This is a genomic window from Alkaliphilus crotonatoxidans (assembly GCF_054658015.1).
This window is the reverse complement of record NZ_BAAHXS010000005.1, coordinates 135,191-148,884: the sequence shown is the minus strand read 5'-3', so window position 1 is coordinate 148,884 and position 13,694 is coordinate 135,191. Positions and strand designations below refer to the sequence as shown.

15 protein-coding genes and 1 riboswitch are annotated in these 13,694 nt (G+C 43.0%); of the genes, 12 read left to right on the top strand and 3 right to left on the bottom strand.

The features are described 5' to 3' along the window. Nucleotides 1-112 precede the first annotated feature (112 nt). From ACYQ1I_RS11895 to moaC, 3 genes are read left to right on the top strand one after another with little or no spacing between them, the layout of a single operon-like run. Complete coding sequence (locus tag ACYQ1I_RS11895) at nucleotides 113-1,267, top strand: cysteine desulfurase family protein (RefSeq protein WP_459765626.1); 1,155 nt, start codon at nucleotides 113-115, stop codon at nucleotides 1,265-1,267. 7 nt (nucleotides 1,268-1,274) lie between these two features. Then, nucleotides 1,275-2,450 (top strand): tRNA uracil 4-sulfurtransferase ThiI, encoded by a 1,176-nt coding sequence (gene thiI, locus ACYQ1I_RS11890; RefSeq protein ID WP_459765624.1) that lies wholly within the window; start codon nucleotides 1,275-1,277, stop codon nucleotides 2,448-2,450. A 20-nt stretch (nucleotides 2,451-2,470) separates the two neighbouring features. Beyond that, nucleotides 2,471-2,959: a cyclic pyranopterin monophosphate synthase MoaC gene (gene moaC / locus ACYQ1I_RS11885; protein WP_459765622.1), complete on the top strand. Its 489-nt coding sequence runs from the start codon at nucleotides 2,471-2,473 to the stop codon at nucleotides 2,957-2,959. Between the two features lie 51 nt (nucleotides 2,960-3,010). On the opposite strand, the gene lplA is transcribed toward moaC, so the two are convergent. Together lplA and ACYQ1I_RS11875 are read right to left on the bottom strand one after the other, a co-directional pair. Further along, a complete protein-coding gene (gene lplA / locus ACYQ1I_RS11880) occupies nucleotides 3,011-4,003 on the bottom strand; it encodes a lipoate--protein ligase (RefSeq protein WP_459765620.1) in 993 nt (330 codons plus the stop codon). An 89-nt stretch (nucleotides 4,004-4,092) separates the two neighbouring features. Beyond that, nucleotides 4,093-4,911, bottom strand: coding sequence for a ZIP family metal transporter (locus ACYQ1I_RS11875; RefSeq protein ID WP_459765618.1), 819 nt, complete (start codon nucleotides 4,909-4,911; stop codon nucleotides 4,093-4,095). Between the two features lie 102 nt (nucleotides 4,912-5,013). Here ACYQ1I_RS11875 and ACYQ1I_RS11870 point away from each other — a divergent pair, with 102 nt between their 5' ends. Further along, nucleotides 5,014-5,625 (top strand): DNA-3-methyladenine glycosylase, encoded by a 612-nt coding sequence (locus tag ACYQ1I_RS11870; protein ID WP_459765616.1) that lies wholly within the window; start codon nucleotides 5,014-5,016, stop codon nucleotides 5,623-5,625. 4 nt (nucleotides 5,626-5,629) lie between these two features. On the opposite strand, the gene ACYQ1I_RS11865 is transcribed toward ACYQ1I_RS11870, so the two are convergent. Then, a complete protein-coding gene (locus tag ACYQ1I_RS11865) occupies nucleotides 5,630-6,343 on the bottom strand; it encodes a lysophospholipid acyltransferase family protein (protein ID WP_459765614.1) in 714 nt (237 codons plus the stop codon). Nucleotides 6,344-6,488: 145 nt separating this feature from the next. Here ACYQ1I_RS11865 and ACYQ1I_RS11860 point away from each other — a divergent pair, with 145 nt between their 5' ends. The 8 genes from ACYQ1I_RS11860 (at nucleotide 6,489) to dapD (ending at nucleotide 13,684) form a co-directional block, all read left to right on the top strand. Continuing rightward, nucleotides 6,489-7,331, top strand: a complete 843-nt coding sequence (locus tag ACYQ1I_RS11860; protein WP_459765612.1) for a carbon-nitrogen hydrolase family protein — start codon at nucleotides 6,489-6,491, stop codon at nucleotides 7,329-7,331. A gap of 99 nt (nucleotides 7,332-7,430) precedes the next feature. Further along, nucleotides 7,431-8,453, top strand: coding sequence for an alpha-hydroxy-acid oxidizing protein (locus ACYQ1I_RS11855; RefSeq protein ID WP_459765610.1), 1,023 nt, complete (start codon nucleotides 7,431-7,433; stop codon nucleotides 8,451-8,453). Nucleotides 8,454-8,493: 40 nt separating this feature from the next. Beyond that, nucleotides 8,494-8,706 carry a DUF3006 domain-containing protein gene (locus ACYQ1I_RS11850; protein WP_459765608.1) on the top strand — a complete coding sequence of 71 codons (213 nt, stop codon included), beginning with the start codon at nucleotides 8,494-8,496 and terminating at the stop codon, nucleotides 8,704-8,706. 81 nt (nucleotides 8,707-8,787) lie between these two features. After that, nucleotides 8,788-9,687, top strand: coding sequence for a cell wall hydrolase (locus ACYQ1I_RS11845; protein WP_459765606.1), 900 nt, complete (start codon nucleotides 8,788-8,790; stop codon nucleotides 9,685-9,687). Nucleotides 9,688-9,846: 159 nt separating this feature from the next. Next, nucleotides 9,847-10,031: riboswitch (Lysine riboswitch) on the top strand. 275 nt (nucleotides 10,032-10,306) lie between these two features. Beyond that, on the top strand, nucleotides 10,307-11,305 hold the full coding sequence (locus tag ACYQ1I_RS11840; RefSeq protein ID WP_459765604.1) for an aspartate-semialdehyde dehydrogenase: 999 nt from the start codon (nucleotides 10,307-10,309) through the stop codon (nucleotides 11,303-11,305). A gap of 17 nt (nucleotides 11,306-11,322) precedes the next feature. After that, a complete protein-coding gene (gene dapA, locus ACYQ1I_RS11835) occupies nucleotides 11,323-12,195 on the top strand; it encodes a 4-hydroxy-tetrahydrodipicolinate synthase (protein WP_459765602.1) in 873 nt (290 codons plus the stop codon). 13 nt (nucleotides 12,196-12,208) lie between these two features. Then, complete coding sequence (gene dapB / locus ACYQ1I_RS11830; protein WP_459765600.1) at nucleotides 12,209-12,928, top strand: 4-hydroxy-tetrahydrodipicolinate reductase; 720 nt, start codon at nucleotides 12,209-12,211, stop codon at nucleotides 12,926-12,928. Nucleotides 12,929-12,970: 42 nt separating this feature from the next. After that, nucleotides 12,971-13,684, top strand: a complete 714-nt coding sequence (gene dapD, locus ACYQ1I_RS11825; RefSeq protein ID WP_459765598.1) for a 2,3,4,5-tetrahydropyridine-2,6-dicarboxylate N-acetyltransferase — start codon at nucleotides 12,971-12,973, stop codon at nucleotides 13,682-13,684. Nucleotides 13,685-13,694: the final 10 nt, after the last annotated feature.

Here is a 13,694-nt window from a genome sequence, read left to right as displayed (position 1 = left end):
GGGATTTATTTGGGGTATACTACAACAAAAAGGCTTCTTTACAAAACAGTATTATTTCGTTATGATAAAATCTGAATTAAGGTATGAATGAACTGAATGAAGGTGAAAAAACATGGAAGTGTACTTAGATAATGCTGCCACCACAAAGCCAAGAAAATCTGTGGTTCAGGCTGTCGTTTACGGAATGGAAGAGCTTTATGGAAATCCTTCCTCCCTTCATGGCAAGGGAGTAATGGTCGAGAAGCATATCAAGCAAATACGTAAGAACATTGCAAGGTTTTTAGGCTGTCAGGATCAGACATTGTATTTTACTTCAGGTGGTACAGAATCCAATAACATGGCCATTAGAGGAGCAGCAGAGGCCTATGGCCGCAGGGGAAGACATTTAATCACCTCAAAAATTGAGCATCCGTCGGTATTGAACACCATGGAGGATTTGGCGGCCAAGGGCTATGAGGTAACCTATATTGATGTAGATAAGAGGGGATTAATTGATTTAGATCAATTGTTATCGGCCGTCAGGGAAGATACCATTTTGGTCAGCATCATGCATGTTAATAATGAAGTAGGCAGTATTCAGCCAATTGAAATCCTTGGAAGGGAATTAAAAAGAAAAAACAAAAATACCCTATTTCACGTTGATGCCATTCAATCCTTTGGAAAGATCAAAATCCCCGTCAATACCCTTCCCATAGACATGCTTTCCTTTAGCGGCCACAAAATCCATGGCCCCAAGGGCATTGGCGGCCTTTATGTGAAAAAGGGAGTTAGGCTGAGACCGGTGGTTACCGGAGGCAACCAGGAAACGGGAATCCGTTCAGGAACAGAAAATGTACCTGGCATATTTGGCCTTGGTAAGGCAGTGGAAGAAATGGATCAGGATCATCCTGCCAAAATGAAAAGGCTGAAGGATTTAAAGGAATATCTCATCAAAAACCTCAGTACTGCCATCGAAAACATTGAAATCTTGACCGGAGCTGACCAGTCCTTTGCAGATCATATCCTATCGGTGGCCTTTATTGGTGTAAAAAGTGAAGTTTTACTTCACAGCCTGGAGGAAGACGGAATTTACGTTTCAGCTGGTTCCGCCTGTTCCTCAAAGAAAAAGGGCCAAAGCCATGTATTAAAGGCCATGGGCCTAAGGGAACAGCTGATAGATAGTACCCTGAGATTAAGCATTAGCGATGAAACAACCATAGAACAATTAAGCTATGCAATTGATAGAATTAAGTACCATGTGGAAGCATTAAGAAAGATTATGAGGTGATTTGTTGGTGGAAAAGGTAATTATTGTCCGATATGGAGAGGTAATGCTGAAGGGAAGCAATAAACGATTTTTTGAGGACAAGCTGGTAAGACATATTCGCCATGCCCTAAGGGATTTAGGCAGGCCAACGGTTTATAAAAAACATAGCCGTATTTATGTTGATGTCGATCATTATGATGAGAAACAGCTTATAGAACGAATTAAAAAGGTCTTTGGGGTTACTTTGATCAGCCCTGCCAAGCGATTTCCCGTAGAGCTGGATAAAATCAAAGAGGTGGCCCTGGAGGAACTCAAATTTCAAGAGCAAACCAGGGGAATTAGAACCTTTAAGGTGGAGAGCAAACGGGTTGATAAAAGCTTTCCCCTTTCTTCACTGGAACTTAGCCGAGAGATTGGCGGTTATCTATTATCGAAGCAGGAACAGGTAAAGGTGGATGTACATCAGCCGGATGTCAAAGTATATGTTGAAGTCAGGGAAGAAGCCTATGTATTCAGTGAAAGGGTCATGGGACTGGGGGGACTGCCCCTGGGCACCAATGGAAAAGCCATGCTGCTTCTTTCAGGTGGAATAGACAGTCCTGTGGCAGGCTGGATGGTGGCCAAGCGGGGAGTAGAAATCCAGGCGGTTCATTTCCATAGCTATCCCTTTACCAGCCAGCGGGCCAAAGAAAAGGTATTGGATTTAGCCAGACTGTTATCGGAATACATCGGATCATTTAAGCTATTTTCAGTGAACCTGCTGCCCATTCAAAAAGAAATTAATGAAAAATGCCCTGAAGATGAAATGACCATTTTATCTCGTAGATTTATGATGAAAATTGCCGAGCAAATCGCCCAAGAACAAAATGCCCAAGCCCTGGTTACAGGTGAAAGCATAGGGCAGGTGGCCAGTCAGACCATCGAAAGCTTGAATACTACCAATGCAGCGGTTTCAATGCCGGTATTCAGGCCCTTGATTGCTATGGACAAGGTGGATATCATAGAAATTGCCAGGAATATCGGAACGTATGATACCTCTATTCAACCCTTCGAGGATTGCTGTACGGTGTTTTTACCAAAAAGGCCCGTAACAAAACCCAGGCTTGATAGAATATTAAAGTCTGAAGCTCGGCTGGATGCAGAGACTTTAATCGAGGAAGCTATAAGCAATATGGAAGTAGAGGAAATCGTTTTTGAAGATTAATTCAAGGAGGAGCATTAAGGATGAATGAGTCAAAGGAATTTACCCATTTTAACGAGGCGGGAAGGGCTAAAATGGTTGAGGTGGGAGATAAGCTCAACACTAAACGGGAGGCTGTGGCTACAGGAAAAATCTATATGATGCCAGAAACCCTTGCAAAAATCATTGATAAAGACATTAGTAAAGGAGATGTTCTTGCAGTTTCCCAGGTGGCGGGCATTATGGCTGCTAAGCAGACCAGCAGCATGATTCCCATGTGTCATAATATCATTTTAACCGGGGCAGATATTAACTTTTCCATTGATAAAGAAAATAGTAAAATCGATATTGAGGCGGTAGTAAGAACCACAGGTAAAACTGGTGTTGAAATTGAGGCTTTGGCAGCGGTCTCGATGGCTGCATTGACCATTTATGATATGTGTAAGGCTGTAGATCGAGGAATGACCATCACCGACATTAAGCTAGTTAAAAAAACCGGTGGAAAATCTGGAGATTTTATTCGACAGGAATAAGACTAAAGGAGCACCTGATGATTAATATAATCATTTGGTGCTCCTTTTCTTTTAGTAAAATAGGCATTCAATTAGTTCATCAAGGGTAATTTGACCCAGAAAATTGCTCAGCTCAAGATCCTTTAATCCATCAGTGATGGCCGTTTCTTCGTAGGTTAGGCCCGTCAGCCTTTCCTCCAGTCCCGATACATCACTGGAGCTTAGAAAATCGCCGTAAATTTTCAGCTGACTGATCTTCCCCTGCTGTACATCAAAGCGTATATCCAATAGACCCCCTGTAAAGCGTTTCGATTTTTGAATGTGGAAATCAGGTGATTCTCCGAAGTTCCAATTCCAGGTCATGTAGCGGTTGTTCATAATTTCCAATATACCTTGTTGATCCTGGTCTGTTAAAATATATTCCTGAGGTGTTTGCTGCTGGTATTCAAAAATATATTTTAATAACAGGTCACGAAACTCATTAATGGGCACGATACGATCCATGTAATCGGCAATATTGGTGACACGGCTCCTCACCGATTTAATTCCTTTAGAGGAAATTTTGTCGGCACGAACCTTTAGAGCCTCCTGAAGGCGAGTCAGCTCAGAATGATAGAGCAGTGTACCATGGTGCAGCAACTTATTTCGGTAATAGTACTGTGCATTTCCGGAAAATTTTTTCCCCTCGATGGTGATGTCATTTCGGCCAGAAAATTCGGCAGGAATTCCGATACGATTCAGGGCGTCGATAACAGGCTTGGTGAATTTACGATAGTTGCTGACACTGTCTTGATCATTTTTCACAATAAAGGTAAAGTTTAGATTGCCAAAATCGTGGTAAACCGCACCGCCTCCGGAAAGGCGACGAACTACAGAAATATCATTTTTCTTAACGTATTCGGCATTGATTTCTTCCATAGTATTTTGATTTCTGCCAATGATAATGGAGGGTCTGTTCTGCCACAGGATTACAAAATCCTCCTGGGGATCAAGATGCTTTAATACATATTCCTCCAGGGCCAGATTGTAGTGGGGATCAGTATGATTATTGCTGATAAATTTCATTTCATCCTCTCCTTAAGTCCATTTTTAGAAGGCTCTAAGGTTCTAATACCCAATTATTGTTGCTTTAACAGGAGAAGAATATTTTTTTATTAACCTAGGCTAACATCTAAAAACATCATGATAACAAAGCCTATTAAAAGTCCATAGGTGGCCCTTCTCTCATAACCGTTTCGCTGGGTTTCGGGAATAATTTCGTCACAAATGACATAGAGCATGGCTCCGGCGGCAAATGCCAGGCCATAGGGTAAAACCGGCTCAGCCACATGAACCAGACCAATCCCCAACAGTCCGCCGATGGGCTCCACCAGACCTGTGGCCAGGGCGATTAAAAAGGCCTTTTTGGTATTGTACTTTTCTCTTATAAGGGCCAGGGCAACGGCCAATCCCTCAGGAATATTTTGAAGGCCTATGGCGATGGCAATGGTTAAACCATTACCGATATCACCATTACCAAAGCCCACCCCAACAGCTAACCCCTCGGGAAAATTATGAAGGGTAATGGCAATAATAAAGAGCCAGACCTTTCTAAGCTGTTGCGTGTCTCTGTCGTTGGGCAGTTTAACCAGCAAATTGTGAGGAGAGTATTGATCCATGAAGTCTAAAAATATACCTCCTATCAATATTCCGATCACTGCGATAGCAGCACCGCCCATGCCGCCCCCGGCATATTCTACAGCCGGTACAATTAAGCTAAAGCAGGTGGCTGCCAGCATGACCCCTGCTGCGAAGCCCAGCATGGTATCTAAGGTTTTGTGAGTGATATCTTTGGTAAAAAAAATTGGTAAAGCCCCTACACCGGTACAAAGCCCGGCAATTAAGCTTGCCAATAGGCCAATGGTAATAATATTAAATTGCGATAGATATTCCACCCTTGGTTGCACCCCCATGATCAATTTAACCTGTATCATTATATTATGGCGATAGAGGATGATTGGTGACCTTTTCTTTTAGGCCAAGGAATAAAATATGCTATAATTAATAGTAAGAAGAATAAAGGTAAGGATGGTAGCATGGATAAATTAGATTGTCAGTTTTATAATAGGCCAACCCTTGAGGTTGCTAAGGATTTATTGGGAAAGGTTCTTGTAAAAAGAGAAAAGAACTACGTATTAAGGGGAAGGATTGTTGAAACGGAGGCTTATATAGGAGCAATCGATAAGGCAGCCCACTGCTATGGAAATAAAATGACCCCCAGAACCAGGGTGATGTTCGGGGAGCCGGGAAGAGCCTACGTCTATTTAATTTATGGAATGTACTATTGTTTAAATGTGGTAACAGAACCTGAGGGAGCTGCAGCAGCAGTATTAATTAGAGGAATTGAGCCCTTGGAAGGAATGGAAGCCATGGCCTACAATCGGTATCAAAGGGAGCTGGACAGCCTCACTAAACCCCAGCTGAAGGGCCTTACCAATGGTCCTGGAAAGCTATGCAAGGCCTTTAATATAACAAAGGAGCATAATGAAGCCGCCCTATGGAGCGAGCGCTTTTACATTACAGATACAGAAGCGCAGCCCTTTGAAATAGTCACCACAAAACGAATTAATATAGGTTATGCCCAGGAGGCCATTGATTTCCCCTGGCGGTATTATATTAAAAATAATCCCTATGTATCTAAAAAATAAAGTATTATGATTGTTCCAGGCTGGTCTTAATTTGATTAAATACCATGGCTGTCAGGTCGGTTGATTTGTCAAGGCCGGTTGTATCGATGGGCTTAGCTATAATGACCTGTACATTGGCAGGCTTAATCCGGTTGCCATTGGCCTCCATAATTTTATAGGAGCCCTTAATGGTGATGGGGACTATTGAGACCCCTGCTCTAGCGGCCATTTTTAAACTGCCGGGTTTAAAGGCCCCTATTTCATCGCCCTTGCTTCGAGTTCCTTCGGGAAAAATCACCATGGAATGACCACCCTTTAATAGATCTATGGCCTTGGTAATGGTTCTGAGGGATTGTCGCATGTCGTTACGGTCAATAAATACACAATCCAAAAGCTCCATCCAGCGATTGACCAGGGGGAGCTTTTTCAGTTCTACTTTAGCTACAAAACCCAGTGGCTTGGGTAAATGGGCCAATAAAATAGGTATATCGAAGTTGCCCTGATGATTGCTGACAAAAAGGACAGGCTGATCCTGGGGAATATGATCAAGGCCGGTGATTTGAATATTGCTGCCGGTACGGTGAAGAACTCGGGCAGCCCATTTTCTTGCAGCCCTATGGGCAAATCCTCGTCTCTCCTCTAATCGATTCTGTTTTTCAAGGCGATTTGCCCTGGGAATAGAAAAGGATACAAAAATCGTATCAATCCAAAAACTGATAAACCAATAGATAGTGCGCATATAGAAATCCTCCTTTATGTAGTGCCTATGTCTATTTTAAACTGAATTGACGGCTTTGACAAATGTCTGTGATAAAATAAAATTAATCATAATAACATTTATCTGAAAAAGATAAAAGGAAGAATGAAAAGGAGGCTAGAGCAGCGTGAAAAAATTTACTGTGGCGGTATGTCAGATGATGGTTACTGATCATAAGGAGCAGAATCTGAAAAAGGCGGAATCACTTATTCGTACTGCTGTAAAGGAACGGGATGCCCAGCTGGTGGTCTTACCCGAGATGTTTAACTGTCCCTATGAAAATCAATATTTTCCCCTATTTGCAGAGGAATACGGAGGCTTGACAACCAGTTTTCTGTCGAGGCTGGCTGGGGAGCTAAAAATTTATTTGATTGGTGGCTCTATTCCAGAGAAACAGGATAACCAAATTTTTAATACCAGCTATGTATATAACCCCCATGGTGACCTAATTGGAAAACATCGTAAAATGCACCTTTTTGACATTGATATTCCCAATGGTATACGATTTAAGGAATCTGATACCCTGGGGGCAGGAAGCCAGGCTACGGTCTTTGAAACAGAATTTTGCACCATGGGGCTGGGAATCTGCTATGATATGCGTTTTCCAGAGCTAATGAGATTGATGGCATTAAAGGGAGCTAAGGTGATCATTGTACCGGCTGCCTTTAATATGACCACTGGCCCTGCCCATTGGAGCAGCTTGCTTCAGGTAAGGGCTCTGGATAACCAGGTTTATTTTGTTGCAGCGTCCCCCGCCCGTGACCTAAAGGCTAACTATCATGCCTACGGTCATTCGGCCATTATTGACCCGTGGGGGCAAGCTATTGCCCAGGCTGGTGAGGGAGAAGCGGTGGTTTATGGTGAGATTGACCTGAGCTATGTAGAAAAAATCAGAAGTCAATTGCCCCTTCTTCAGCATCTTAGAAAAGACTGTTACGCTGTTGTGGAACAGAATGGGAAAAAACTTTAAATTTACGTTGCTGCCATTGGGTTTTTCCAAAATGTCCTTTGAAGTTAGGGCTAAAATTGTTACAATAGAATTGTAATTTAACATACAGGAGGAATGGATATGGAATACAATGATATACTGGTTCGGGCCAAGGAAATAATCGGTACCAAATGTCGTGTATGCAAGGACTGTAATGGTGTTGTCTGTCGAGGTGAAACCCCTGGGGTTGGGGGAAAGGATTCGGGTTCATCCTTTATTCGGAATCGTGAAAAGGTGAACGAGGTAAAAATTAATCTTGATACCCTGGTGGAAGAGGGGGAAATTGACACCACCCTGGAACTATTTGGGCATACCTTTCAATATCCAGTTTTTGCAGCTCCCATTGGGGCGGTAGGAGCGAATTACAGTGATCATCTTGATGACTTTCAATATACCAAGGCAATTATAGAGGGCTGTAAGGAGGCCGGAGTTATAGGCTTTACAGGAGATGGCGTAAAGGATGAGTTCTACGACCTGCCCCTACAGGTTGTGGGTGAAAGTAATGGTTTTGGGATTCCCACCATTAAGCCCTGGCGAAAGGATGAAATCTTGGCCAAGATTAAAAAGGCCGAGGAAAAGGGAGCCATGGCCATTGCAATGGACGTTGATGCTGCAGGCTTGATCTTGTTGGGAATGCTGGGAAAGCCGGTTTCCACAAAATCAGTAGCGGAATTAAAGGAAATCATTTCATCTACAAAGCTCCCAGTGATCTTAAAGGGAATTATGACTGTAGAGGGAGCTAAAAAAGCCCTTGAGGCCGGAGCCTATGGCATTGTTGTATCCAACCATGGAGGCAGGGTCCTTGATCATACCTACGCCACCATAGAGGTGCTGCCTAAAATTGCTGAAGCAGTGGGCGGAAAGATGAAAATATTGATTGATGGCGGCTTTAGAAGTGGTGTTGATCTATTTAAAGCCATTGCCCTGGGGGCTGACGCTGTATTAATTGGCAGGCCCTATGCCGTTGCTGCCTATGGGGGTGGAGCCGAGGGTGTGGCGGTTTATACCCGAAGATTGGGTCAACAGCTAAAGGAGACCATGATTATGACGGGCTGCCATCGACTTTCAGATATAAATCGTACCCATGTAACCTTTGGTGTCTAGAGAAAGGTTATTATGAACAGAATGAATGGGGGGAATGATGGTGAAAAAGGGGATTATTGATCGGTTTGAGGAAAAATATGCTGTGATTGAGGTTGAAGGTGGCCTTGAGAGAATAAAACGGGAATTATTGCCACCTTCAGCCCAGGAGGGGGATGTCATCATGATCGACGGAGACGCTATTACCGTTGATATAAGGGAAACAGAGGCCCGGAAGGATCAAATAAAAAAATTAATGGACAAGCTCTTTAAATAGGTTGGAAAAAGTTACAGCTTAAACATCACCCATTGACTATGTTAGAATTTTAATGAACATAGAAAGGTTGGGTTGATGCGTATGAGAGAAAATCAGAAAAAATACATTGCTTTAGGCCTGGTGCTTTTATTGGGAGCTTCAGGAGTAACCGCCCTTAGTCTTTTAAGGGGGCAAGAAACGCCGATTCTTACACTTAATCAGGAGGACCTTGGGCTTCAGGAGGAGCTCCTGGAGGAGTTGCTGGATGAGAGGGCTGAAGAGACAGAAGATGATACATACCCCCAGGGTAGTGAGGATGAAGCGGAAGATGAAAAAGAGCCTGAAGTAACAGCTCAGGAGGAAAAAAATACCCAGGCTGAACAAGGGTCTAATGAAGAACCAGTAGAAGGGTCGGCAGGGCCCAGTCACGCTCCCATTACAACTAACCAGTACGTTGTGCAGGAAAACGATACATTATATTTAATTGCCCAAAGGGCAGGATTAACAGTAGCTCAGCTAAAGTCCTACAACAATATGAATAGTGATACCCTTTTAAAGGGGCAGGTGCTTTCTATGAAGGCCCTAGAAGGCAGCTCTAGCCCATCTGGCCAAGAAACCGCCTCAAGGGGGAACCGGGAAGAGGACCTATACTGGTTAAGCAGAATTATCCATGCTGAAGCCCAGGGTGAACCCTATGAGGGCAAGGTGGCTGTGGGTAATGTCATACTGAATCGGGTAAAAAGCAGCCTGTTCCCCAATAGCATAAAGGGAGTTGTGTTCGATAAGCAGCAGGGCTATACTCAGTTTTCTCCTGTACTTGATGGAAGCATTTACAACACACCCAATAGCGACAGTATTAATGCTGCCCGGGATGCCCTCAACGGAAGCCGACCGGTGGGAGACGCCCTATATTTTTTAAATCCTGGTAAATCAACAAACTTTTGGATTGTCCAAAATCGCAAATTCATGAAAACCATCGGCGACCATGACTTTTACTATTAGTTTACTATAGCTGGGTTCATTAATAACGCTTTATATTGACAGCAAGCCAAGGGCTTGCTGTTTTTTATAACCTGGAATTCGATAAATATTTTTACATTTAAAAGTTGACAGGCCCCAAGGCTTATGATAAACTACGTACAATACACAATTAAAAAGGTATTAATAAATAGAGGCGCACTGAAGAAGATTATATGATAGGTGCTAAGAGGGCAAGGATACTCAATACTATCATAGAAAGGCTGACGTGCCGAAATTGCTGGGTTTCCTTCAATTCAGCGGTTGGTTATCGCAGTGAAGAACTGGATAACTGTCATAGAGAAAATCTATGGAGTGCTATTTGTTAAAACGTAATTTAAGAAGAAAAAGACCCTTTTCCAGGGGGCTTCTATTGTCTGCTTAGTGTTACATTAACAAACTCCGAGATTCTGGGAGTTTTTTTTGTTGCCTGTAATATAAAATATTATTAGATCAGCAGGATAGGACTTAAGAGATTTGTACAAATATATTTTTATTTGAACAGATAGGGCAATAACCACATATAAATTAATACAGGGAAAAATCTGTAGCTATGTAAAAGCATGTTTTATTTACTTAATCTTAAACATAAGGAGGTTTTTTTATGGGACTAACAGTTGGGGTTGTAGGTGCCACAGGAGCAGTAGGCCGTAAGATGATTGAAATATTAGAGGAGCGAGGAGTTTCTATTGATAAACTCCGGTTATTTGCATCGCAAAAATCCGTCGGTACCCTGATTCCCTACCAGAATCAGCAAATTGCCGTTGAGATGTTAACCGAAGCGGCCATGGCAGAAAACTTTGATTATTTACTATTTTCCGCCGGTGGAAGCATCTCTGAAAAATTTGCCCCGATTGCAGCAAAGGCTGGTAATACTGTAATTGACAATTCCTCACAATGGCGAATGACAGAGGGGATTCCTTTAGTGGTGCCTGAGGTGAATTCCCACGCGTTAAAGGGATACAAGGGAATTATTGCCAATCCAAATTGTTCTACCATTCAAATGGTGGTGGCCCTGGCCCCACTCCATAGAAGGTATGGAATCAAAAAAATCATTGTTTCCACCTACCAGGCGGTTTCGGGTAGTGGGCAAAAAGCCATAGATGAGCTAGAAAATCAAGTTAAGGATGCGGCATATCCCAATCGAGTTTATCCAAAGCGAATTGCTGCCAACTGTATTCCTCATATAGATGTTTTCAATGATAACGGATTTACCAAGGAAGAACTGAAAATGGTATATGAAACACAGAAAATTCTTGAGGACAACAATATTGAAATCAATGCCACAACCGTTAGAATCCCAGTATTATTTGGTCATAGTGAATCGATCTATGTGGAATTTAAAGAAAAACCTGAAATCAATGAAATCACAGAAATATTAAAACTTTCGCCGGGGATAGTGGTAATGGATGATCCAAGGAATAATCATTATCCGACCCCTCTTGAAGTGGCCAATACCGATGCTACCTATGTGGGCAGAATCAGAAGGGATTTATACAATGAAAGGGCCGTCTCTTTATGGGTAGTGGCAGATAACCTTAGAAAAGGAGCGGCCACCAATGCAGTTCAAATTTTAGAAGTCTTAGAAAATCAAAAACAGTAGAAAGGAGCGGGATTGAAATGTTTAATGGTTCAGCAGTAGCAATCGTAACTCCCTTTAAGGGGGGAAAGGTTGATCAGGAGGCCTTTATTAAACTCATTGATTTTCATCTTAATAATCAAACCCAGGCCTTGATTGTGCTGGGAACCACAGGGGAAGCCGCAACTCAGACCGATGAAGAAAGGAATATGCTGATTAAAATAGCTGTTAAGCAGGCAGGGGGAAAAATTCCTGTAATCGTGGGAACCGGTACCAATAATACACAAAAATCCATTGAATATACTAGGCAGGCAGAGGCCCTGGGGGCCGACGGCATATTGGTGGTAACCCCCTATTATAATAAAGGAACCCAACGGGGATTGATTGCTCACTTCACAGAAATTGCAAAATCAACGAAGCTTCCTATTATCTTATATAATGTCCCTTCACGAACCGGTGTAAACTTAACTCCTGATACAGTATTGGCCCTGTCAAAGGTAGAGAATATCATTGGTGTCAAGGAAGCCAGCGGAAATATATCGCAAGTATTGGAAATTAAACGCATTGTACCTTCCGATTTCAAAATCTATTCGGGTAATGATGATCAGGTTGTTCCGATCTATGCCTGTGGCGGTCATGGAGTAATTTCTGTAGCGGCCAACGTGATTCCAAAGGAAATGCAGGCCATGTGCCAGGCCTTTGAATCAGGCAATATCCAGGAGGCCATTGGGCTGCAGGTGAAGTATAAGCATTTGATTGATTTACTGTTTTCAGAAGTAAACCCAATCCCCGTAAAGGCTGCCCTGGGAGCCATGGGATTGATCGAAAACGAGCTTAGACTTCCCCTTACTGCCATGGAAGAAGCAAACAAACTTAAATTATTGGATGAAATGAAGCATTTCGAAATCATATGAAGGGAAGGATAAGATGAAGCTATTAATTTGGGGGATTGGAGGAAGAATGGGGCAGATGATCAAGACTGCCGCTGAAAAGGACCCATACTGGACATGGATTGGGGGAGTCGATCAGGAGCATCCCCTGTCAAATATTAAAGTTCAGCCCGATGTGGTGATCGATTTTTCCCATCCCGATGCTATGGATCAGGTATTAGATTATTGCTTGAGTCAAAGAATACCCCTGGTGATGGGCACCACTGGCTTTACAGCAGAGCAAAATGAAAAGATTGAGGCGGCTGCTGGGGAAATTGCCATTATCCAGGCCACCAACATGTCAATGGGGATGAACATTATGTTTTCACTGGTGGAGCAGGTGGCAAGCCGGTTAAAGGATATGGTTGATATTGAAGTGGTAGAGGTCCATCATAACCGGAAAATGGATGCCCCCTCTGGCAGTGCTGTCACTATTGTGGAGTCTATTGAAAAGGGCCTGGGGGCCCCTGCCAGGCATCAGTATGGCCGTGAGGGCCAATGCCCCAGGGAAAAGGGGGAAATTGGAATACATGCCATACGGGGAGGCAATATAGTTGGTTTACATGAAGCTCATTTCATCAATGACCTGGAGACCATCAAAATAGTCCATGAGGCCCATGATCGGTCTGTTTTTGCCCAAGGGGCTTTGGTGGCTGCAAAGTTCATCATCAAGCAGGATAAAGGACGTTATCATATGAAGGATGTATTAGGTTTATAGTATATCAAATATAACATAAGAAAATATGGGAGGAACATATTGATGGATGCAAATTACATTATTGAGTATATTGGTAAAAGTGTAAAGAAGACACCAGTCAAGGCCTATATTAAGGGCGAACTAAGTAAAATAGACTGGAAGCAATATGACCTGAAGCCCTTTGTAGGAGCTGAATCGGGAACGGTTTTTGGGGAATGGAAGGATCTATCCTCATTTTTAGAATTAAACCAGGGGCTAATTGAGGATTATGTCATTGAAAATGACCGGAGAAATTCTGCCATACCCTTGTTAGATATGAAAAATATTCAAGCAAGAATTGAGCCCGGGGCCCTTATTCGTGAGCAGGTAGAAATAGGGAACAATGCAGTTATTATGATGGGGGCAGTCATTAATATAGGGGCTGTTATAGGTGAGGGTACCATGATTGACATGAATGCAGTCATCGGAGGAAGGGGAATTATAGGAAAAAATTGTCACATAGGAGCCGGAACGGTGGTGGCAGGTGTCATTGAGCCCCCCTCTGCCACCCCCGTTATTGTTGAGGATGATGTGGTGGTGGGAGCCAATGCTGTTATCTTGGAGGGTGTTAAAATAGGAAAGGGATCAGTGGTGGCCGCCGGTGCCGTAGTCATTGAAGATGTGCCCCCCAATGTGGTGGTGGCCGGTACACCTGCCAGGGTCATCAAAACCATTGATGATAAAACTAAATCCAAGACAGAAATTGTTCAGGTTCTTCGCAATATTCAGGAAGCATAGGAGAGCGAAG